The organism is Acaryochloris sp. CCMEE 5410 (assembly GCF_000238775.2).
Taxonomy (GTDB): Bacteria; Cyanobacteriota; Cyanobacteriia; order Thermosynechococcales; family Thermosynechococcaceae; genus Acaryochloris.
This window is the reverse complement of record NZ_AFEJ02000001.1, coordinates 776,194-796,653: the sequence shown is the minus strand read 5'-3', so window position 1 is coordinate 796,653 and position 20,460 is coordinate 776,194. Positions and strand designations below refer to the sequence as shown.

Genomic DNA, 20,460 nt, shown 5'->3' with positions numbered 1-20,460 from the left:
TTGTTTGATATTATCTGATACTTACTTCACCTAGTTTCTATTGATATTAAACAGAACCCTGAGGATGCATGACTTTAAAGGAGATATACTCCATGCCTGAACAGTTCTCTCAAAATAATTCTAATGGAACCAAAAGAGAGTCTTCTGCCAAACCTCAGTTGGTTTCTTTAAAGGCAAAATCTACTGATAGTCAGTCGGGTGATGCTCCTGGAAAAAGAGAATGGTGGGCACAACGTTGGGTTGATGTGTTGGAATCTTTTGGTTGGCGTCGCAGACTAGAACGAGCTCGTAACTATGTTCGTGAAGGACGGGTACTAAAGTTAGAGTTCAATGGCCCTAAGGTAATTGCAAGGGTTCAAGGAACTGCGGAAGATCCTTATAAAGTCTCTTTGGCTCTTGACTCATTTACAGATGAACAGTGGGGCTTTGTGATTGAGGAGATGTCTCAGCGGGCTATCTTTGCGGCGAAACTTTTGGCTGGTGAGATGCCTCAAAATATTGAAGAAGCCTTTACTGCGAGTGGTCTTAGTTTATTCCCATTTAGTAAGTTTGATATCCACAGCCGTTGTTCCTGTCCTGATCCCGTTAACCCTTGCAAGCATATTGGTGCTGTGTACTACTTACTGGGAGATTATTTTAGTCAAGATCCCTTTATTCTATTACAGCTTCGAGGACGGACTAAGCAGAGCATCGTAGAAGACTTAAGACAAATGCGGAGTGCAGGATCAGACCTTGAAGGAGGTGAATCAAAAGGCTTAGATGTTCCTCAATCCTCAGCCATTAAGGTTAAGGCCGATTTTTGGCGATATGAACAGCAGCTGGATCCATCTTTGGTTGTAATTACACCACCTCCTACAAGTGAAACAGTTTTGGATGTGTTAGGTCCCTTACCATTGTCAACTGAAGGTAAGGTGGGTAGCGATCCTCTGGTTAGTGATTGTTTGCGAACGATTTATCAAAGAGTCAGTCAGAGTGCCATGATGAAGGCAATGTTGAGTCGGGAGAGTGGGTAAATGGCGGAGCCAGCCAATGCAAGACCGAGTTGGTTTGTCCGTAAAGATATTGATGGCTTTTTTGGTTTAGCGATTGATAATATTGTTCAAATCCTGTTGATTGTGGGGTTATGCCAAGGCGTGCTGGGGTTCAATACGGATTTAGTCTATGGCCGAATCCTACCAGGCGTTGCCTTGAGTTTGATTTTAGGAAATGTCTACTACAGTTGGCTGGCCTATCGGCAAGGACTTAGAGAGGGACGAAATGACTTAACCGCACTCCCCTATGGCATCAATACAGTCAGTCTGTTTGCCTATATATTTTTGGTCATGTTGCCCGTTAAGTTAGATGCTATGGCCTCGGGGATAGCACCTCCGCAAGCAGCTGAAATTGCTTGGCGAGCGGGATTAGTAGCTTGTTTAGGATCTGGATTGATTGAATTAGCAGGTGCATGGATCGGTAACCGGTTGAGACAAATAGCGCCTCGAGCCGCAATGCTTTCAACCTTGGGAGGGATTGCGTTAACGTTTATTGCGATTGGGTTTTTGCTGCGCACATTTGCAAATCCTATTGTTGGTTTGTTGCCGTTGGGGGTGATCTTACTGACGTACTTTGGTCAGGTTGATTTTGGTCTTCCAGGCGGGTTGTTGTCAGTTTTAGTGGGGATGTTGCTTGCTTGGGCCACTGGATTGGTTCAATGGGATCCAGCTGTATTTGAACAGGCATTGCAACCTCTAGGTTTTTATCTTCCTAAGTTTTGGATAGGTGCAATTTGGGAGCAAAGTGGGGTGCTGAGTAAATATTTCAGTATCATTTTGCCAATGGGATTATTTAATTTGGTGGGAAGCTTACAAAATCTGGAGAGTGCTGAGGCTGCGGGAGATCGATATCCAACGGCTCCTTGCTTGGCTGCTAATGGTATTGGAACGTTAGTGGCAGCGGTATGTGGTTCTTGTTTTCCCACAACGATTTATATTGGTCATCCGGGTTGGAAAGATATGGGAGCCCGAGTTGGGTATTCATGGCTGAATGGTTTGGTCATGGGGATTTTGTGTTTGAGTGGCACTTTGGGGGTGATCACTTATTTGGTGCCCATTGATGCGGGTATGGCTATTGTGCTTTGGATTGGCATTGTGATTGTGGCTCAAGGCTTTACCGCAGCGCCAAAAGCTCATGCACCAGCTGTGGTAGTTGGATTGATGCCAGGAATTGCTGCATGGGGCGCTTTGATTGCTAAAAATAGTATGCGTGTTGCAGGAGTCGGCACACCTGAAACACCCTTTCAATCAGAAGTCTTAGTAGAAAATTTTAAGATGAGCGATACCTTCATTGAGGGGGCGTTTGCTCTGGAACAAGGGGTCATATTATTGGCAATGATTTTAGCTGCTATTACGGTCTATATTATTGAACAAAAATTTGGACTAGCGGCTCTTTGGGCCATTGCAGCTGCCATTCTAGCTTGGTTTGGGTTAATTCATAGTTTTGCTTGGACCCCGACGGATACAGTGGTGGATTTGGGGTGGGGAACTGGAAGGGATTGGGCGATTAGTTACCTAATGTTGGCAGTTCTTTTTGTTTTTGCAGCTTGGCTCAATAAGCGAAACAAGCAGAATAAAACAACTTAGACGATTAAAATGAATGAAATTTTCCTAAATTCGAAAGATGAACTCTGTTCGGGAGGGAGCAAGGCAGATGTTCACTAATGGGTTATTTAGAGGGAAAAATACACTCTAAGTCTGGAGTTAGTTTACGAAGATAGTTGAGTGTCATCTCAAAATTAGCAGTTTTACCGGTATGCCAGAAAAGCTGAGCAGCATACTGGAAGTCAGTAATAGCACCTTCTTGATCTCCTACGTTAAGTTTGAGTAGACCGCGATTACCATATGCATTGGCATTCTCAGGGTTGAGGGAAATAACTTGGGAATAGGAATGAATAGCGCCCCAATAGTCCTGTTTTTCGGTTTGAGCTGCAGCTTGCTTCATCAAGAGTTTAAAGTCTTTGCCATCCTGCTGTTTCGAGCGTTGAGAGCTGGGTGAGAATGGTTTTTGCTTGGAGAGGTGGTGAACGTGATAGGTAGAGCCTGCTCTATATGCATTTTCGAGGCGGCATAAGAGCTGGTAGTCTTTTAATTCACTAAGGACGTCGATGGTTGCATGACGGATATCTGGATTGGGATGGCAGATGAGTTGATCTAATAAGAGGTAGGTTTGAGGTAACTGCATTAGGTGGAGGGTTCGCAGAGCAAGGTTACGCCATTCCTCTGTCTCAATCTCAATAAGGTTTGTCAGGGCTGCAATGGCTTCAGGGGCAACGGTAGTTAACATTTGGCTGATTTGATGATCAAACCGATCGTCTTCTGAGGCTTTTAGGGTATCAATTAAGCCAGTTACTAGAATCGATGGATCGAGTGAGGTGAGTGCTTGACCTGATAGGTGTCGCAAGGTCGAATCACTATTCTGATGCTGGAAGATGACGAATAGAGTGGGTACCGCTTTTGCACCAAATTTGGGTAGTAGTTGGGCAACTTGTTGACGGGCGGTTAGATCCTCTTCTGTGAGAAGGATATGAAAGGCTAAGCCTAGAAATCGATCAACATCCCACCAATTTAGGTCAATAGCTTGCATTCTCTGCCCTGCGAGAGGGATTAGTTTTTCAACACATTCAACAAATAAAGAATCTTGGGAGGTGGAGGAACTTGGATTTGTAGGCTGAAAAGCTGACATAAGCTATTTCTGATATCAAGTTATATTCCTACTTTCTTATAAAGAATGTGTTTATGCACGTTTGCGATGAATTAAATATATGCGTTTCATTACATGACTCTTTGCATGGGGATTTCTCAAGAAGGATGAAGGCAGGCTGCTAAGAACCTTGAATTTACTCCTATAAAACCTTTCAGGCTGACTAGCATTCGTTATTCTCTTAAAGTTTGTACAATGTGAGGGATAATCTGTTTTCAAAAGTTTGCATTCTGATGTCCCTAAATTCCAATCCTGATGTCAGTAAGCAGGAAGATAGCCTAAAGGATAGACACCAACCAGAAATAGAAAAAATCCTCTGTCCCCATTGTCGACGTACGGCAACGAATGGAATTAAATGTCAGGGAATATGTGTTGCGGATAGCGATTATTGAACCCTTACACTTAACCTTGGGGGGGTTGGTCTTTATGACTATGCCTTACCCACAAGTCCTGAAGTACTTACCAGCAAAAGACTTGAGGTGAGCTAACCCCCCTTATTCTTTGCCCCAGAGAATGCCTAGTGGGCACGGCGAGGAGGTTGAACCCCTATTCTGTCGTTGACGATGCTGTGGAAAAGGCCAATCTACGGGATATTGAAACATTTGTCTTAGCACCAAAAATGCTTCTGCATATGCGTTTAATCCACTTGTGGGTAAGGCATAGGTCTTTATGAATACCTGGCTATGGTGAATTTGGGATTGAGTTAAAGATGATGGCGGGTGATAGGGACAAGAAAATTACTGATAGATTGTTGAGCTGCTCACTAGTTTTTAAAACGGTTATTTAGACAAATAAAGCTAACGTGCGGGATAAACACGACCTTTCCAAGCGCCCCCTTTGCCTTGCCAATGCTGACGGGCAGAATCAAGGGTCATTAGGTTGTAGAGTAGTGCAATTAAAGGGAGTGAAACGGCCCAGATTGGGGAGAGTTGATAAAGCCGAATAGTGGGTAGATAGGCTAGGGTCATTAGGACCCAAGTGATGAATCCTGTAACGGTAATGCTGATACTTTCAAGATAGAGACCCAGCATAATACTGATGGGGGGGACCATATAAATTAAGAACATCCCTACTACAGTTCCTATAAGCAGCAATGTAGAGTAATTTAGCTGTGTGAAGGCTGTGCGGGCGACCATTGACCAGATGCTATCGAGGGTGTCGTAAGACCGCAAGCTCTGGGTTGCGGAAGTTAATCCGAGCCAGATATTGCGGTTGGGTTGAGCGTTGGGCGTTTGTTTGATGGCAGCGGCAAGGGCGCAATCATCAATCAAAGCGTCTCGAATGACTTGGATTCCTCCTATGGCGCTAAGGGTTTGACGACGAACTAAAATACAACCTCCTGCTGCTGCTGCCATTTGCTTCTGGGGCTGATTGACCCAAAGGAAGGGATATAGTTTTTGAAAGAAAAAGACGAAGGCGGGAATTAGTAGCTGTTCCCAAATACTTTGGCACCGGAGTCGAACCATTAAGGAGACCATGTCTTGGTCTTCTTGTTCGGCTTTGGTGACTAAGCTGAGGAGAGAATTAGCCTCATGCTGGATGTCAGCATCTGTTAGTAAGAAGTAGGTGGGTGGAGCTGACTCGGCTAGAATCGTTTCTATCCCTTGATGCATGGCCCATAATTTGCCGGACCATCCTGGGGGGAGTGGGGAGGTTTGGATGACCTGTAGCTGGTGGTTCTTATCTAGGTCAGTGGCGATTTCCTGGGCGATCTCCCCAGTTTGATCGGTACTTTGATCGTCTATGAGTAGAATTTTGAAGGGGCCAGGATAGGTTTGTTGGAGGAGCGATCGCAAACTCACGGGTAGTACTTTGGCTTCGTTCCGGGCGGGGACGATGGCACAAACGCTCGGCCATTCTTGCAGGTCTAAGGTCGGCGGTGTGGGGTCTAGCACTTGATTGGCCCGCCAGAACTGGCCTCGGAAAAGGAGGAGGCCGACCCAAACTAGAGCTGAGAGCAAACTGATGCTCAGCCAAATGGTGGTGAAGTTCATGCCTTATTTCATACCTAAAAATTCACTTTACACCTAAAAATTCAGGCTGAAGTTAGTACTGGATATTCAGGAGGGTGTTGAGAAGGTGCCAGCAGGGCCAGTAGTAAGCAGCGAGGGCATCGTCTAAACTCCAGAATTCAGCATAACTGTCGCTGGAACAATAGCAGCCGACAAATAGTAATAATAAGTCTTGGAACGGAACGGCGTTTTTATTGATGGGTTCGGTATAGAGCTCGTTGAGGACATTCTGCAAATAGAGCAGATTGCTGACGATATCGGTGAATAGACTAGATTCTCCCGTCAATGTGGGGAGGTAAGTGGTGTTGTATTCCTGGAAGAAGATTTGGTAGAGGGCTGCGATCGCAGCTTTCAAACTCGTTTTTAGTCCTAAGGAACTTACATCAATACCTACCTGGCCCCATTCGCGGAGGAGATCGGTTTCCAGAGGGGTTTCTTCAAGGGCAGATAGATGAATCTCTACAAGAGGACGAAGTACCTGTAGGAATAGGAAATCAATATCCGCTAGGGTGAGATCTAACTTGGTGGGGAGGTCCTTAAAAACAGAGCTGCTGAGGAGCTGATCGGCCTGGTGAGGATTATCCCAAACGAACTTAAACTCAGCTGCATCTGCAATCATTTCTGCGATCAGATGGGTAAAGAGAAGTCCTAATCGTTGCTGGACTTCTCCATGGAAAAATAGATGGGCTTTGGGGTGATCGAGTTCAACTTGATCCCCTTGGACCTGAAAAAGCATGCGGCAATTGATAGGGCCATCAGAGGTATAGGCGGTTTCTCCGGCATGGAGGGGCTGACCACAGTCCTTGAGAATGGCGTAGTCGCTGGCAAATTGGGTGCAAAGATATTGCCAGTGATGACCCCAAACATCATGGATTAAAAAGGCTTCCATTTTGTGAGTCGGGATGATGCCCACGGCGCGACTAAGGACGCGGGCAATATACGTTGGGGAATCGCCGGTTGCTTTGGCGAGGGCTTGGCACCAATCAGGATCGATATGGGCAGGATGACAAGGGCCAAAGGTGGGGAAGCGATCAAACTTCTGGTAGTGGAATTCATCCAGTTGGTGCAGGAAAGATTGTAATGACTCAGAAAGTTGATCTGGAAGGGAAATATCAGGATTTGAACTATAGAATTTGCCGTCCTTATAGGGAAGACAGAAGTAGAACTGGAGGGGAGTGTGGATACAATCGATAATTTCTGCAGGGATTGCCAGGGGGCCAAATAGGGCCTGGAATAGCTTGAGTCTTCCTTGGCTCGAATCCTGAAAAAAGGTCATGGCTGCTGCCATGATCCGTTTCTGCTGAGCTAGACGCTCAGTGACCTGCTGCTGACTGGCTTGTAGCTGGGACACAAAGTCATCAGAGAGTTGAAAGAGTTCGCATAGCTGAGAACCTATGGTGGGTTCTTGCAAAACTATTGGCAGTGGATCAGGGCGATAATGCTCTAGGGTGGGGGAGTTGAGGGTTCCTTGCCAATTGCTGCCGCCAATGTCCTGGTAGGGAACGAGTCTGATGGCTGCCTCTACAAATGCTTCCCGGACAGCGACTGGGATTTCATGGGCGGGGATGGGTTGCCGATGAACCCGATGGGTAAAGCGTTGTAAGTCTGTTTGAATGGCGGCCAATCTTTGGGAAACAGTACTTGTGTCCTCTTGACGAGCCAGTTGTAAAGCTTCTGCTAACAGGCGTTGCCGATGGGGATCAGCTTTGGGGATAGACATGGAAGTGCCCTTTACTTCAGGCTAATCTGGCGATCTAGATTAATGGTGGATCGAAAGAAGCCATTACTCGTCTGTGGAAGCAAGATAGGACTGCATGACCTGGACTTGATTTTTGTCTGGGGATGCATAGTGATGCTGTTCTTTGACAAATGAGATCGCATCTTCCAAGGCCAACCCTTGCTTTTGGGCTACGTAAAGGCAACAGACAGAAGCAGACCGTCCTACACCTGCTAGGCAATGCACATACACCACATGGCCTTTGCGTTGCCAACGATTGAGGATATTGAGGGCTTTATCAAATTGCTCTTCCGAGGGAACGCCTCCCGTAAATCCATCGGGGATAGGGACCCGCTGCCATAGAAACCCATGTTGAATATCATCGGGAACGGGCTGTTCACCTTCTTCATTGAGGCAGAGAACGGCAGTAATCCCTTCACGTCGAAGTTGTGATGCAGAGGTGGTTTGGTGGGGAAAGGAACCCACGGCGAGTTGATTCGGTATGATCCAGGAGAATCGTTTGGGCATGGAAGATCGTTATATCCAGGACGAAAAAGAGAAGACCACTTAGGTGAAGATTAAAGCTAGCTCAAATCGGGGTGTCTTGGCTTAGCATTAACCATATCCCCCACTTAAGCGTGATGGTGGACCCCTCCCCATTGTGACCCATTGCTGGGGTGAAGAGGAATATTTCGATCACATTTCATCCCTATACTGCCCATGACCTTGAGTTCTATTGCACCTGGTTCCGACTTTAAGTCCCTAGAAGAAGCCCTCAAACACTATTTTGGGTATGACCAGTTCCGGGTTGGGCAGCGCCCCGTCATCGAAGCAGCCCTTCAGCAACAAGATCTGATGGTGGTAATGCCGACCGGGGGTGGAAAATCCCTCTGCTTTCAGCTCCCAGGTTTACTCTTGCCTGGGTTGACGGTGGTGATATCCCCTTTAATTGCCCTGATGCAGGACCAGGTGACGACATTACAGGTCAATGATATTCCTGCAACTTTTTTAAATAGCAGTATTGATGCCGCTACAGCACGACAACGAATTTCGGAGATTTACTCAGGAAAAATCAAGCTGCTGTATGTTGCGCCAGAACGGTTGCTGCATGAATCTTTCCTCAATTTATTGGATCAGGTGCAGGCCCAAGTGGGTTTAGCCGCATTTGCGGTGGATGAGGCCCATTGTGTTTCCGAGTGGGGACATGATTTTCGGCCTGAGTATCGCCGTTTGGCCGAGGTACGGCAACGGTATGCTCAAGTCCCCGTGTATACCTTAACGGCGACGGCAACGGAGCGGGTCCGTCAAGATATTATTCAGCAATTGCAGTTGCGACAGCCCTTCGTTCACGTTGCCAGCTTTAATCGTCCCAATCTCTATTACGAGGTCCGCCCCAAGTCCCGGCAGGCCTATGCCGATCTATATCGCGAGATTCGTCAGCACGGCCAGGATTCAGGTATTGTCTATTGTCTGAGTCGACGGGAAGTGAATGAAATTTCAGCCCGTCTGCAGGGGGATGGCATTCGTGCCTTGCCTTACCATGCGGGCATGAGCGATAGTGCCCGTACCCTCAACCAGGAACGGTTTATTCGAGATGATGTTCAGGTGATGGTGGCCACCGTGGCCTTTGGCATGGGGATTGATAAGCCGGATGTGCGGTTTGTGATTCACTACAATTTGCCCCGCAATATTGAGGGGTATTACCAGGAGGCGGGGCGAGCAGGCCGGGATGGTGAACCGTCTAAATGTCTGCTGTTCTTTAGTACAAAAGATATTCACACCCTGGAATGGCTGATTGAACGGAAAGTTGATCCAGAGACGGGCAACCCTTTAGAAAATGAGCAGCGGATTGCCCGCCAACAGCTCCGCCAGGTGATTGACTATGCCGAAAGTACGGTTTGTCGGCGAACGGTGCAGCTGGGATATTTTGGTGAAACCTTTGGGGGAGATTGTGGGGGCTGTGATAACTGCTGCCATCCTAAACCCGTGGAAGATTGGACCATTCCGGCCCAAAAACTGTTGTCCTGTGTGGCGCGTTGTCAGGAACGATATGGGATGAGCTATGTCATTGATGTGTTGCGAGGTTCACGAAATCAAAAGGTTCTGCAGCGGCGGCATGACCAGCTTTCTACCTACGGAATTGGCAAAGACAAAACGGTGGATCAATGGCGGTTGCTAGGACGGACTTTACTACATCAAGGTTTGGTGGCAGAAACCACCGATGGTTATCCAGTGCTGAAGTTGAATGACCTGAGCTGGGAAGTGTTGCGGCATCAGCGGTCTGTATTTGTTCCCGTGCCGGTTGCCCCGACTCAGGACAGGCCCAGTAACGCTCGCCGGGAAGAGGCTGAAGCTCTGTTTCAACGGTTACGAGAGTTGCGAAAGGAGTTGGCAGATCAGCAATCCGTTCCCCCTTATGTGATCTTTGCGGATTCTAGTTTGAAACTGATGGCTCAGCAGCAGCCCCAGACTATGGTGGAGTTTGCCAAGATTTCGGGGGTGGGTAAGCGCAAGTTGGAGCAGTATGGTCAGCAATTTACGGCTTGCATTCGGACCCATCGGCAGGAGCAGGGCTTGCCTGTGGTGAGTGAAGCTGATGCAGCTGAGCTGGAGGAGCCTTCGGGGCCAACAACCCTTAAGTTGTCCAATACGATATTGGCAACCTTTCAGCTCTATCAGCAAGGAAAAACGTTAGAAGAAATTGTGGCAGAGCGGGAGCTGAAGGCCAGCACAATCTCTATCCATTTGGAAGAGTTGATAGAGGCGGGACAAATAGAGGAGATTGGCATGTTAGTAGAGTGCGATCGCAAACAATGCATCACCGAAGTTATTGATCGTATTGGCCCCATTTCCCTTACAAAAATTCGAGAGAACCTGGGAAACAACTATTCCTATGAGGAAATTAGGCTGGTCAGAGCCTGGTGGCAGCGTCAACAGTGAGGATTGATGTTGACAGAATATGCCCCTGTAATAGAATCTGAAGACAACCCCAGGATTGATGCAACCAGAGTAGAGCATTCCTATGCCGCCATTTTGGCCCCGAGAACCCGATCGCAAAAACGATACCGCTTATCGACGCTTTGGCGATCGCGTTAATTTGGCGTTTAATATTGCCATTTATGCCACTGCCGCCTCGTCTTTGTGGTTCTTTAAGTTGCTGATGTATCAAGATTGGCCCTGGCTCAAGAATTTAACGCTTGGCTGGTTAGGGGTGATTGTTTTGCAGGCTATCTATGTGTTAGCGATTGCGGACTATAGCGATGCAGACGATACCAAACCTATTTTCAAAAAAGATAAGGATAAGCTTGCTGAAGAATCCGGTGAGTCTTCTGAAGGGTAAATGTGTTCCTTCCTGTCATCCCCCTGATACCAATTTGCTACTCGCTAACCGATTGAGGCTAATTCCCTGCTCTGCCGCTTGGATCACCAATTGTCGATGTTGTTCTGGGGGAATTCTCACCATAAATTTCCCACTGTATTGCTTTTTTGATAGAGGAGTGGGGATAGGCTCATCTTGTGCTGCTAAATCTTCAATACAATCTTTGACTAATTCCACAATGCCAGCAAAAGCAGAGTGTTGATCTTCATCTAGCCAGCTCAAACTTGGGAATTCTGCACATAAGCCTACGAACTCCTCATCTTCTTCAGACCAGATGACTCGGTAGGTATAAAATTTGGCATCCATCACATTGACTCCAGCTTTTGGATCGCGGCTAACAGTTGTTTAACTTGATAGGGTTTGCCCATGCCCTTTTTGGGTTGGATATTGACGAAGGGATCACCTTGCCAAGGTGTCTTGTAGACTCGATGGCTTCCAGAAGTTTGGCGAGCTTCCCCGAAATAGTAGTCACAGACTTTGCACAAATTAGAGAACTTAATCCCAGCCGGGTTATTCTCCATTTTGGCAACAATTTTGTCGATACTGGCCATGTGATTAATAGTATCAATATTGATACTATTAAAGAATACTCTTCTAGAGTATATCAACTGTTTTCTAGCGTTTCGCTAGAGTCCTAATAATTGGTCAAATCCACGAATTTACGTGTATGGTTGCGGAAATAGCCATTATCGCAACCAAAACCAGATAAGGAACTCGATTCAATCTCAACCCCTCCAGCTTGGGGCATAAAAATTTCTCAGAATGTCACCCTGAGACTTCAACAAATTCATTGACATTCTCTATGACCCGTTGCGGTTCAAGGGAAAAGAGCTTTAGCTTGCTTAATTGCTCATGCAACATAGATTCTAGGTTCATCAGGTGTAGTCCTTCGATGCGTTCTTATCTGAAACTACGCGTTTTTCCCCACTCTTACTTAATTAAAAGTGTGATCTTCAATACAAATGTGCTAGGGAATAGGATAAGTTTCTAGTTTTTCCAGAATTGCCAGCCATGAAATTGATCCATTCACTCGCTCCAATTGTTGTTACTGCAATTATTGCTGCTCCCTTTCAGGGTGCCCAGGCATTGAGTTCAGCAGAAGTGAGTGCGATCGCAGAAGCCATCACCGTGCGCATCGATGGTCAAAACGCTGGATCGGGGGTAATCATAAAGCGTCAGGATGATGTTTACACCGTGCTGACTGCGGCTCATGTGGTGGCTACGGCGGATGAATATGAAGTGGTCACTGGGGATGATGTGCGATATCCATTGGCCTACAGTACTGTCAAAAAATTTCCTGGTATTGATTTGGCGTTGGTTGAATTTACCAGTTCCAAGACCTATCAGGTGGCGAAACTGGGCGACTCGTCGAATGTAAGGGCGGGGGAACCCATTTATGTCTCGGGGTTTCCAATGCCCACGGCTGCGATCACTGAGCCTATTTGGAATTTTTCTGAGGGGAAAGTGACGGCGAATGCCAAACGCCCTTTGGCCGATGGCTATGGATTGGTTTATAGCAATAACACCTTACCGGGGATGAGTGGTGGATCTGTTTTAGATCGCCAAGGCCAACTGATTGGGATTCATGGTCGGGCAGATGGGGAACGGCAGGTCAAACGAACGGAAACCGTGTACGTGAAGACCGGTTTTAATTTGGGTATTCCCATCAACACTTTTTTGAGTTCTGTGGGTTCGGTTAATCCTGGGTTAGGATTTTCTGGAAAAGTGGCAACGGGTGGTGCTGAATTGACCCCGGATGATCTGTATGTACAGGGGACCGATAAATTCCAGCGGGGGAACTACCAAGGTGCGATCGCAGATCTCAACCAATCCATCGACCTCAACCCTCAAAATGCCTTTGCCTACAACAGTCGTGGCAATGCTTACTACGAATTACGGCAATACCAAGATGCGATCGCCCAGTACGACCAAGCCATCGCCCTTAACCCGGACTATGCCGAAGCCTATTTTAATCGAGGGCTTGCTCACAAGCTCATCGGGAACGAAAATCAAGCCAAGCAGGATCAACTGAAATCAAAGCAGCTTTTAGATAACCAGGTCGAATCCCTAGAAAATAAAGCCGATCGGATTCAACGACTGTTGGACCAGAAACTCAAACCCTTTGAGCGGCCTTAGTGGCTGGCTGTAGATTTCCCTATGCCATACTGGTAGCAAGGTACTTGAGGCAGCTATGACTGCAACAACCTACAAATGGACGGTGGAACGCTATCACCAGGCGATTGACGCTGGGATTTTAGACGATCAGCCAGTGGAGTTATTGCAAGGGGATATTGTTGTTATGCCACCCGAGGGTGAGTCCCATGCTTATTACAACACTGAAGTAGGGGATTATCTGCGGGATTTGCTAGGCAACCGAGTTAAAGTTCGAGATGCTAAACCGATCACGTTACCGAACGCCTCGGAACCCGCTCCAGATCTTGCGATTGTCAAATCATTAGGACGAATTTATCTAGACCACCATCCCTATCCTGAAGATATTTTTTGGCTGATTGAATTCTCTCAAACCACCCTGGACAAAGACTTGGGCCAGAAAAAAATGGCCTATGCTGAAGCCGGTATTCCCGAATATTGGGTGGTTAACCTGAGACAAAGCCAGCTCATCGTGTACCGAGATTTGGTTCAGGGTGGTTACACCACTGAATGGGTGCTAACCGCCGGTATGATTTCTCCTTTGGCTTTTGCCGACATCCAAATTGAGATTGAACGATTAGTGAATGGATAGCCATCCGCAACAGGAAATTGTCAGGGAAGCAATAGTTTTACTCTGTTCTGCCGGGTATTTTTTGCAAGTTGCGTCCTATTCATAAAGAAACCGAGGGTCTTTAAAATCAAAGGCTATCCTAGAGAGGATAATCCAAGTGAATTCTGAAGTTCACGCTATCCACCCCTAAAACTGGGGGTACCCTAAGCTATGGCAGACCAAATTGCAACTGTAGACGTAGAAGCCCTCGCCGCAGATATTGGTGAAAAAATCTACATAGATGTGGCCAAATGGCACCTCTTTTTGAGTGATGCCCATCTGCATCAGTCGTTGGCAGAGCAATTTTGTAACCTTTTGGAAAACGGATTATTGGAGGAACCTCAGATCCTGCAAGTGTTATCAGATATTTCTGTGCCCCTGGGGGGTGGTAAACGGAAACTACCATTAATTGATCTGGTGCCTGCTGCCGGTCAACAAGATCTGATGGATATTCTGACAAACTTCCGTCATCGTCTTGAAGAGTCTGGATATAGTTTTTAGCGTCTGAAGTGAGCACTAATCAAAAATTTTCTCGCCAGGTGCGAAACGGCAAAATCGTTTACGTACCTGCAACTCCGCGTACTCCTACACCATCTGCTCGTTCTCAGACCTCTCGACCGTTACATAAACTCCGGTCTAGTCTGAATTTGCTGCTATTGGCGGGTATCGCTACCACGGTCGTGGGCTTGGCTTGGTTAAGCTACCAAGTCATTACGGATCCAGATGTGGCGTTTTGGTTGAATCAGTATTTGCCAACCACAAAAGGGAAACAAACCGCTGCCCATCAACCCCGTACCTTGCAGCAAATTTTAAAGCGTCTCCAGGATCAGAAACAGTCGCCAGGAAAGCCAATTGTGTTAGCGGCTAATGGCAATACCAACCTTTCCCGACCCGTCACTAAAGATATTTTGATCCCTATCTATGGCAAGAACTGTTCTCAGCCTCCTTGCCAGAACATCCAATCTTTGCAGGTGTACCGTTCATTAAAACTGCCCTCTCTCCTGAGACTGTTCCAGGGCAAACGCTATTACCGTTTGCTGGATCGGATGCCAGTACGTGGCCCTACAGAAGAACAGCTAGTGAGCTTAGCTCGTAACCCACGTTTGGTGACAGGATCCACCCGGCCTCTCAATTTATCTCGGGTCGAGGTTTATAATCCTGCTCCTAAGCCAGGGACTTGGTTACGATTGACGGGGCTGAGAACGGAAGGGAGTGCAACGGCTACCTATGGCCAAGTGTTGTATTTCCATCCTGATGAAGCTCGGCTGGTCTTGATGTTGAATTGGGCTAGCCCCTCGGGGGAATATCCTCAATGGCGTCAAGTAACGGGAGATCAGCAGCCAGAGTTGGTCGTCAAACAAACGGTGGGTCTAGAACCACAATATGCAGTCTATTGGCTGCACCCTGCGCCAACAGGGGATTTGCAGGTAGAACATATTTCCCTAGCCAAGCCCGCCTTCGTTGATTCAGGCTATACCCAAAGTTTGTTGCTGGCTCGAAGTGGTTTATGGTCTCCAGCTCAAAAGCTGTTGTTGGCAGTCAAAAAAAGGCAGTCGCGTCGCTGGTCGCCTAAGGCTCAAGCCCAATTGGACTATATCAATCTCCATGCGGCTGTCGCCCAGTCTCAAGCCCAGCAAATTTCGGCGAGTCGAGTGCAAACGATTGTGGCTCGGCTGGTGAATGGAGAATGGAGTGCGGCCCTGAAGCTCTTTCAAGCCCCCCAAACGGATCCAGTAGAAGTGAGGGCCATGCTGGCTACCGATCCAGGGCGCTTATTTGCACGAATAGAAGCTTCATTAAAGGTCAATCCCAAGAATCAAGATGCGATCACATGGGGGACTCTTATCCGCCATGTACAGGATGATCCGAAGACAGCCCTGGTTTGGGCTCAGCAGCAGACGGGAAAAAATAAGGCTTCACTTGAGACCATCAAGACACTGGTGAAACGTCTAGATCAGCCGCGCTATACCCGAAAGAAACCCCCACTAAGCCCAAGCCCCCCGTTTCCCAGGAAAAGCCCTCTGCCCAGTCTTCTCCAAAAGTCCAGCCCTCCCCCAAAGCTCCGCCTCCCCAGCCATCAGGGGCTCAACTTTCTTCGCCGGGGTCTTCGCCAGCGCCCCCTAAACCTGCCCCCGTCCCCGAGCAGACTGCGCAGCCTGAACCTTCATTCCCACCAGAGGTTACTTCTGTTCCGGTCGAAGAGACGCCAAGGGAATAACTGGAAAGACAGGGCTGGCTTGAATAAGGTATTCTGGATCTTTCCACTATTTTGGTGCCTTAGCTGTTGTAGTTCCCCAAGCCTGATCTAGAGTCTATGTCTACCGATACTGCAAGTCTTAAAGGAAGAGATCTGCTAGGTTTAGCAGACTTAACAAGCCCAGAAATTGATGGTTTGTTGGAACTGGCGGCTCAAATCAAGGCGGGACAGGTCAAACCCCATTGTCCCAAGGTCCTGGGGTTGCTATTTACCAAGGCTTCTACCCGCACAAGGGTTAGTTTCTCTGTGGGCATGTACCGTTTAGGGGGACAGGTGATTGATTTGAGACCGGATGCCACCCAAGTGGGTCGAGGAGAGCCATTAGAGGATACGGCTAGGGTCTTAGATCGCTACTTGGATGTTTTGGCCATTCGCACCTATGAACAGCAGGATTTAAACATCTTTGCGAACTATGCTTCAATTCCTGTGATTAATGCCCTGACAGATTTAGAACATCCCTGTCAGATCTTTGCGGATTTGTTGACCCTACGAGAAGCGTTTGGACAGCTAGAAGGCTTGACTCTCAGCTATTTAGGGGATGGCAACAATGTCGCCCACTCCCTGCTGTTGGGATGTGCCCTAGTCGGGGTAAATATCCGAGTCGCGACTCCCCCGGACTATCAGCCTCTTCCTGATTTTGTTGAGAAAGCGAAGATACTGGCGGGCGATCGCAGTTCCGTACTGATCACCACCGACCCTCAAGAAGCCGTCGATGGGGCTCATGCCCTCTATACCGATGTCTGGGCCAGTATGGGCCAAGAAGAGTTGGCCAGCAATCGGATTCCTATCTTTCAGCCCTATCAAGTGAACGAATCTCTTTTGACGAAAGCGGATCCTAATGCCATTGTCCTCCATTGCTTGCCTGCCCATCGCGGAGAAGAAATTACAGCAGACGTGATGGAAGGGGCACAGTCCCGCGTGTGGGATCAGGCCGAGAATCGCTTACACACCCAGCAGGCCCTGTTAGCTAGCGTGTTAGGCGCTAAGATCGACTGAGCGTTCGGCGATTAAGCCCTATCAATTCGTGAATGAGTAAGTCTTCGATTCAGCCAGCTTTGATTTCAGGAGTGGTCCCCGATTCGATCGCAGCAGAAGTCGGATTTGAACCGGGCGATCGCTTGGTATCGATCAATGGCGAAGTGCCCCGAGATCTGATTGATTATCGGTTTCTCTGTGCAGATGAGGTTCTGACCCTTGAGGTTTTGGATGCGGCAGGCCGACCCCATCAGGTGGAAATCGAAAAAGATTTTGATTCTGAACTGGGACTGGAGTTTGAGACGGCCCTGTTTGATGGATTGATTCAGTGTAATAATCACTGTCCCTTTTGTTTTATCGATCAAAAGCCGCCAGGGCTGCGATCCAGCCTTTATCTCAAAGACGACGATTATCGCCTCAGCTTTTTGTATGGCAGTTATTTAACCCTAACCAATATCCCCCCCCATGAATGGGACCGTATTGAGGCAATGCGCTTATCTCCCCTCTATGTGTCTGTCCATGCGACCCATCCAGACGTGCGCATACGGCTGCTGAAAAATCTTCGAGCTGGCCAAATTCTGGACCAATTACAGTGGTTTCAGCAGCGACGACTCCAGATTCATGCTCAGGTTGTGGTTTGCCCTGGCATCAATGATGGTGAGATTTTGCAACAAACCATTCTGGATCTGGCTCAATTTCATCAGTCTGAGGTGCCTGCAGTGGCGTCTGTTGCGGTTGTCCCCGTTGGATTAACCCGATTTCGCCCGCCCGAGGATGAACTGAATCCAGTCGAGCCGACTGATGCCATCGCCGTGATTCAGCGAGTCCAGCAGCTTCAGACCCAGTTTCAAAATCAGTTTGGGACAACCTTTGCTTGGTTAGCAGACGAGTGGTTTTTAATTGCTGGACAAGATCTGCCGCCTGAGAGCCACTACGAAGACTATCCGCAAATTGATAATGGCGTGGGGTCAATTCGGCAATTTCTGTCGCAGTTTGATCGAGCGGCTAACGCTTTGCCCTCCCATATTCCTGTTGCGAAGCGCTTGACTTGGGTGGTGGGAAATACGGTGGAAAACGCTTTTCAGCCCATTGTGCAGCGTTTAAATCAAGTCAAAGGCCTGACGATCACTCTGGCCCCACTTCGAAGTGATTATTGGGGGCAAACGATGACCGTGACGGGACTTCTAACCGGACAAGATATTTTATCGGGTTTACGCCATCAACCTTTAGGGGATGGTTTACTCTTGCCGACCTTAATGCTGAAGTATGGAACCACTCAATTCCTGGATGATATGACTGTCGCGGAGCTATCTGATGAATTGAATGTTCCGATCGACCTTATTCAAGGGGGGGCTGAAGATGTTATCCGAGCTTGCCTACAGGACTGTGTAGTCCCATAAAATTCCCTTTTTATCATGAATAAATTTGGGAGTTTTAGTTTAGGGTCGCAAAAGGGGCAATATGATTGGGTGGATTCAAACGGACCTTGGATGTAGCCCTTTTGAAGAGAAATTTGGTTGAGTTAGGATTCCACCTAATCAAGGAGGTATAACGCTAAATTCTCTTCAAAATCCGGCCTCACAATTTACTATTAAGCGTAACAATTTCTTAATAAACTAGAGTATGAGCTGGTTATTGGGAAAAATCTAGAGGTACAGAGGCAAAAAGACAAAATTTTAGCTAAGGTTTATTTGAAATTTTTAGATCGACCACAGGGTTATCTTGTTTGGATTGGCTTGTCGATTGATATTCAGTTGTGAAATGTGATGGCAACATCGGGGGGGTTGGTATGCAGGCTAGTGCGCAAATCTTGATGATAGAGGATGACGATCAAGATGCGGAGCTTGTACGCAGATACTTGGCAGTCAAGCAGGCTTTCCCGATTCAAATTGAGCATAGCAAAACCTTGTCTGATGGCATTAATCTTCTCAATCACAGAGAGGGAATTGACTTAATCCTGTTGGATCTATGTTTATCAGATGCTCAAGGATTAGAGACGTTTTATCAAGTCCACCAAGCTTTTCCTGCCAAGCCATTAATTATTTTAAGCGGCAATACTGATCAATCTTTGGTGGAAGAGGCTCTCCAAAAAGGAGCATTGGATTTTCTAGTGAAAGGGCAGTTTGATAGCACTTCCCTTTGCCGTTCGATTCAATATGCCCTGAAACAGCAGCATCAATCGGTTGAAATTGGATATCGAGATCTCACCCTTGATGCCCTCACCCGGCAACTTAAAATTGCTCAACAGGAGCTAGAACGATTAGCGGAGGTGGACAAGGTTACCCGCGTCTTTAACCGCTGTCGGTTTGATGAAGTGTACCTGTCGGAATGGAATCGCTTGACGCGAGAAGGCTCCCATTTATCTTTAGTCTTGTGTGAAATTGATAATCTACCAGCCTATCAAGAGAAATATGGGGCTGAAGTCTGCGATTACTGTTTGCAGCGGGTTGCTGAAGAGATCGTAAAAGTTGCCAGACGCCCTGCTGATTGCGTGGCTCGTTATAGTGGGCGAACCTTTATGATTCTGTTGCCCAATACCGATTTGGCCGGTGCCACTTATCTTGCAGAAGCGATTCGCACGGGGGTCAGGTCGGTGCCGTTCCCCCCTGAAAGTTTAGGGGTAACGAATTCCCCGATCACCCTGAGTTTAGGGGTGGCTTGTCAAATTCCTCGGGCAAAAGTTGCACCGTCTTTGCTGATTGAAGCGGTGCATCAAGCCCTCCATTTCGCGCGAGAACAAGGGAAAGATCGAGTCCAGATCCATCATACGGGGTGTGCAGACCCAGACCTCCACTCAAACCAGACCCTGCATTGGGTAAGTCGACTATTAAAGGCTTTAGATAAGGACCAATTTAAGCTTTATGCTCAGCCCATTTATCCCTTAAGCCGGGGGCAAAAGTCCTGCAGTTATGAGATTCTATTGCGGTTACAGGATCAGCCTGGTATTGTTTGTTCCCCCAGTTTGTTTTTACCCATGGTGGAACAGTATGACTTTATGACTCGAATTGATCGGTGGGTGATTAATAACTTGCTGGCTAATTTGGAAACTATGCCTGCTTTGGATGAACTGGATGCCCGGTTCTTTATTCACTTGTCTAGCGCGACCTGCCGCAATGGAGAACTGTTTGAGTTTTTGGATAAACAATTTTCTCATTCCAATCGTCATGTGCAGCGATTCTGCTTTGAGGTGACTGAAAATGTGGCTCTGAGTCATTTGACGTCTACAGTGGAATTGAGCCGTTTTCTCAAATCCATGGGATGCCAGATCGCGCTAGATAATTTTGGTAGTGATATGTCTGCCTTTATGAATTTGAAACATCTGCCCGTTGATTTTGTGAAAATCGATGGGTTGTTGGTCCGGGATATTGCCCAAGATCAAATTTCTCGGGGCATTGTGGAGTCGATTCATAATGTGGCCAAGGTGATGGGTATGCAGACGATTGCTGAGCATGTGGAGTCGGATGTTGTTCTAGATGCGATCGCAAATGTGGGTATTGATTATGCTCAAGGGCATTACTATGATCGCGCCAAGCCTTTACTCGACGTAGTGTCAGCGACTCGCCGATCTCGCTAAAGCCGAGCGTATTGTTCAGACTTGTTCGATAGCTTCCCTTTAGCTCTTGA

The 20,460-nt window shown here is 47.4% G+C and carries 17 protein-coding genes; 11 read left to right on the top strand and 6 right to left on the bottom strand.

What is annotated here, in order from left to right; translation table 11 throughout:
- Nucleotides 1–92 precede the first annotated feature (92 nt).
- Nucleotides 93–1,013 (top strand): SWIM zinc finger domain-containing protein, encoded by a 921-nt coding sequence (locus ON05_RS03455; RefSeq protein WP_010470633.1) that lies wholly within the window; start codon nucleotides 93–95, stop codon nucleotides 1,011–1,013.
- On the top strand, nucleotides 1,014–2,618 hold the full coding sequence (locus tag ON05_RS03450) for a permease (protein ID WP_010470636.1): 1,605 nt from the start codon (nucleotides 1,014–1,016) through the stop codon (nucleotides 2,616–2,618).
- An 82-nt stretch (nucleotides 2,619–2,700) separates the two neighbouring features.
- On the opposite strand, the gene ON05_RS03445 is transcribed toward ON05_RS03450, so the two are convergent.
- The 4 genes from ON05_RS03445 to ON05_RS03430 all read right to left on the bottom strand — a co-directional run bounded on the left by ON05_RS03445 (nucleotide 2,701) and on the right by ON05_RS03430 (nucleotide 7,992).
- Nucleotides 2,701–3,618: a tetratricopeptide repeat protein gene (locus ON05_RS03445; RefSeq protein WP_236618871.1), complete on the bottom strand. Its 918-nt coding sequence runs from the start codon at nucleotides 3,616–3,618 to the stop codon at nucleotides 2,701–2,703.
- Nucleotides 3,619–4,532: 914 nt separating this feature from the next.
- Nucleotides 4,533–5,729, bottom strand: coding sequence for a glycosyltransferase (locus tag ON05_RS03440; protein WP_010470640.1), 1,197 nt, complete (start codon nucleotides 5,727–5,729; stop codon nucleotides 4,533–4,535).
- 52 nt (nucleotides 5,730–5,781) lie between these two features.
- Nucleotides 5,782–7,467 (bottom strand): hypothetical protein, encoded by a 1,686-nt coding sequence (locus tag ON05_RS03435; protein WP_010470641.1) that lies wholly within the window; start codon nucleotides 7,465–7,467, stop codon nucleotides 5,782–5,784.
- Between the two features lie 63 nt (nucleotides 7,468–7,530).
- On the bottom strand, nucleotides 7,531–7,992 hold the full coding sequence (locus ON05_RS03430) for a dual specificity protein phosphatase family protein (RefSeq protein ID WP_010470642.1): 462 nt from the start codon (nucleotides 7,990–7,992) through the stop codon (nucleotides 7,531–7,533).
- A 192-nt stretch (nucleotides 7,993–8,184) separates the two neighbouring features.
- Here ON05_RS03430 and recQ point away from each other — a divergent pair, with 192 nt between their 5' ends.
- Entirely contained in the window at nucleotides 8,185–10,404 is a 2,220-nt protein-coding gene (gene recQ, locus ON05_RS03425; RefSeq protein ID WP_010470643.1) for a DNA helicase RecQ, read from the top strand.
- A gap of 82 nt (nucleotides 10,405–10,486) precedes the next feature.
- Entirely contained in the window at nucleotides 10,487–10,804 is a 318-nt protein-coding gene (locus tag ON05_RS03420) for a hypothetical protein (protein WP_010470644.1), read from the top strand.
- A 15-nt stretch (nucleotides 10,805–10,819) separates the two neighbouring features.
- Here ON05_RS03420 and ON05_RS03415 read toward each other — a convergent pair whose 3' ends face one another.
- Nucleotides 10,820–11,149 carry a type II toxin-antitoxin system HicB family antitoxin gene (locus ON05_RS03415; protein ID WP_010470645.1) on the bottom strand — a complete coding sequence of 110 codons (330 nt, stop codon included), beginning with the start codon at nucleotides 11,147–11,149 and terminating at the stop codon, nucleotides 10,820–10,822.
- Nucleotides 11,149–11,394 carry a toxin HicA gene (locus ON05_RS03410; RefSeq protein ID WP_010470648.1) on the bottom strand — a complete coding sequence of 82 codons (246 nt, stop codon included), beginning with the start codon at nucleotides 11,392–11,394 and terminating at the stop codon, nucleotides 11,149–11,151. The genes ON05_RS03415 and ON05_RS03410 overlap by 1 nt, the downstream gene beginning before the upstream one ends.
- A gap of 460 nt (nucleotides 11,395–11,854) precedes the next feature.
- On the opposite strand from ON05_RS03410, the gene ON05_RS03405 reads away from it, so the two are divergent.
- The 7 genes from ON05_RS03405 (at nucleotide 11,855) to ON05_RS03375 (ending at nucleotide 20,410) form a co-directional block, all read left to right on the top strand.
- Nucleotides 11,855–12,979 carry a trypsin-like peptidase domain-containing protein gene (locus ON05_RS03405; RefSeq protein WP_010470651.1) on the top strand — a complete coding sequence of 375 codons (1,125 nt, stop codon included), beginning with the start codon at nucleotides 11,855–11,857 and terminating at the stop codon, nucleotides 12,977–12,979.
- 55 nt (nucleotides 12,980–13,034) lie between these two features.
- Nucleotides 13,035–13,586: a Uma2 family endonuclease gene (locus ON05_RS03400; RefSeq protein ID WP_010470653.1), complete on the top strand. Its 552-nt coding sequence runs from the start codon at nucleotides 13,035–13,037 to the stop codon at nucleotides 13,584–13,586.
- A gap of 189 nt (nucleotides 13,587–13,775) precedes the next feature.
- The gene (locus ON05_RS03395) at nucleotides 13,776–14,105 is read left to right on the top strand and encodes a DUF3181 family protein (protein ID WP_010470655.1); all 330 of its coding nucleotides are present in this window, start codon (nucleotides 13,776–13,778) and stop codon (nucleotides 14,103–14,105) included.
- A gap of 8 nt (nucleotides 14,106–14,113) precedes the next feature.
- Nucleotides 14,114–15,913 (top strand): hypothetical protein, encoded by a 1,800-nt coding sequence (locus ON05_RS03390; protein ID WP_262561133.1) that lies wholly within the window; start codon nucleotides 14,114–14,116, stop codon nucleotides 15,911–15,913.
- 5 nt (nucleotides 15,914–15,918) lie between these two features.
- Entirely contained in the window at nucleotides 15,919–16,857 is a 939-nt protein-coding gene (argF, locus tag ON05_RS03385; protein WP_010470658.1) for an ornithine carbamoyltransferase, read from the top strand.
- Between the two features lie 32 nt (nucleotides 16,858–16,889).
- A complete protein-coding gene (locus ON05_RS03380; RefSeq protein WP_010470660.1) occupies nucleotides 16,890–18,236 on the top strand; it encodes a TIGR03279 family radical SAM protein in 1,347 nt (448 codons plus the stop codon).
- A 389-nt stretch (nucleotides 18,237–18,625) separates the two neighbouring features.
- Nucleotides 18,626–20,410, top strand: coding sequence for an EAL domain-containing protein (locus ON05_RS03375; protein ID WP_010470662.1), 1,785 nt, complete (start codon nucleotides 18,626–18,628; stop codon nucleotides 20,408–20,410).
- Nucleotides 20,411–20,460 lie beyond the last annotated feature (50 nt).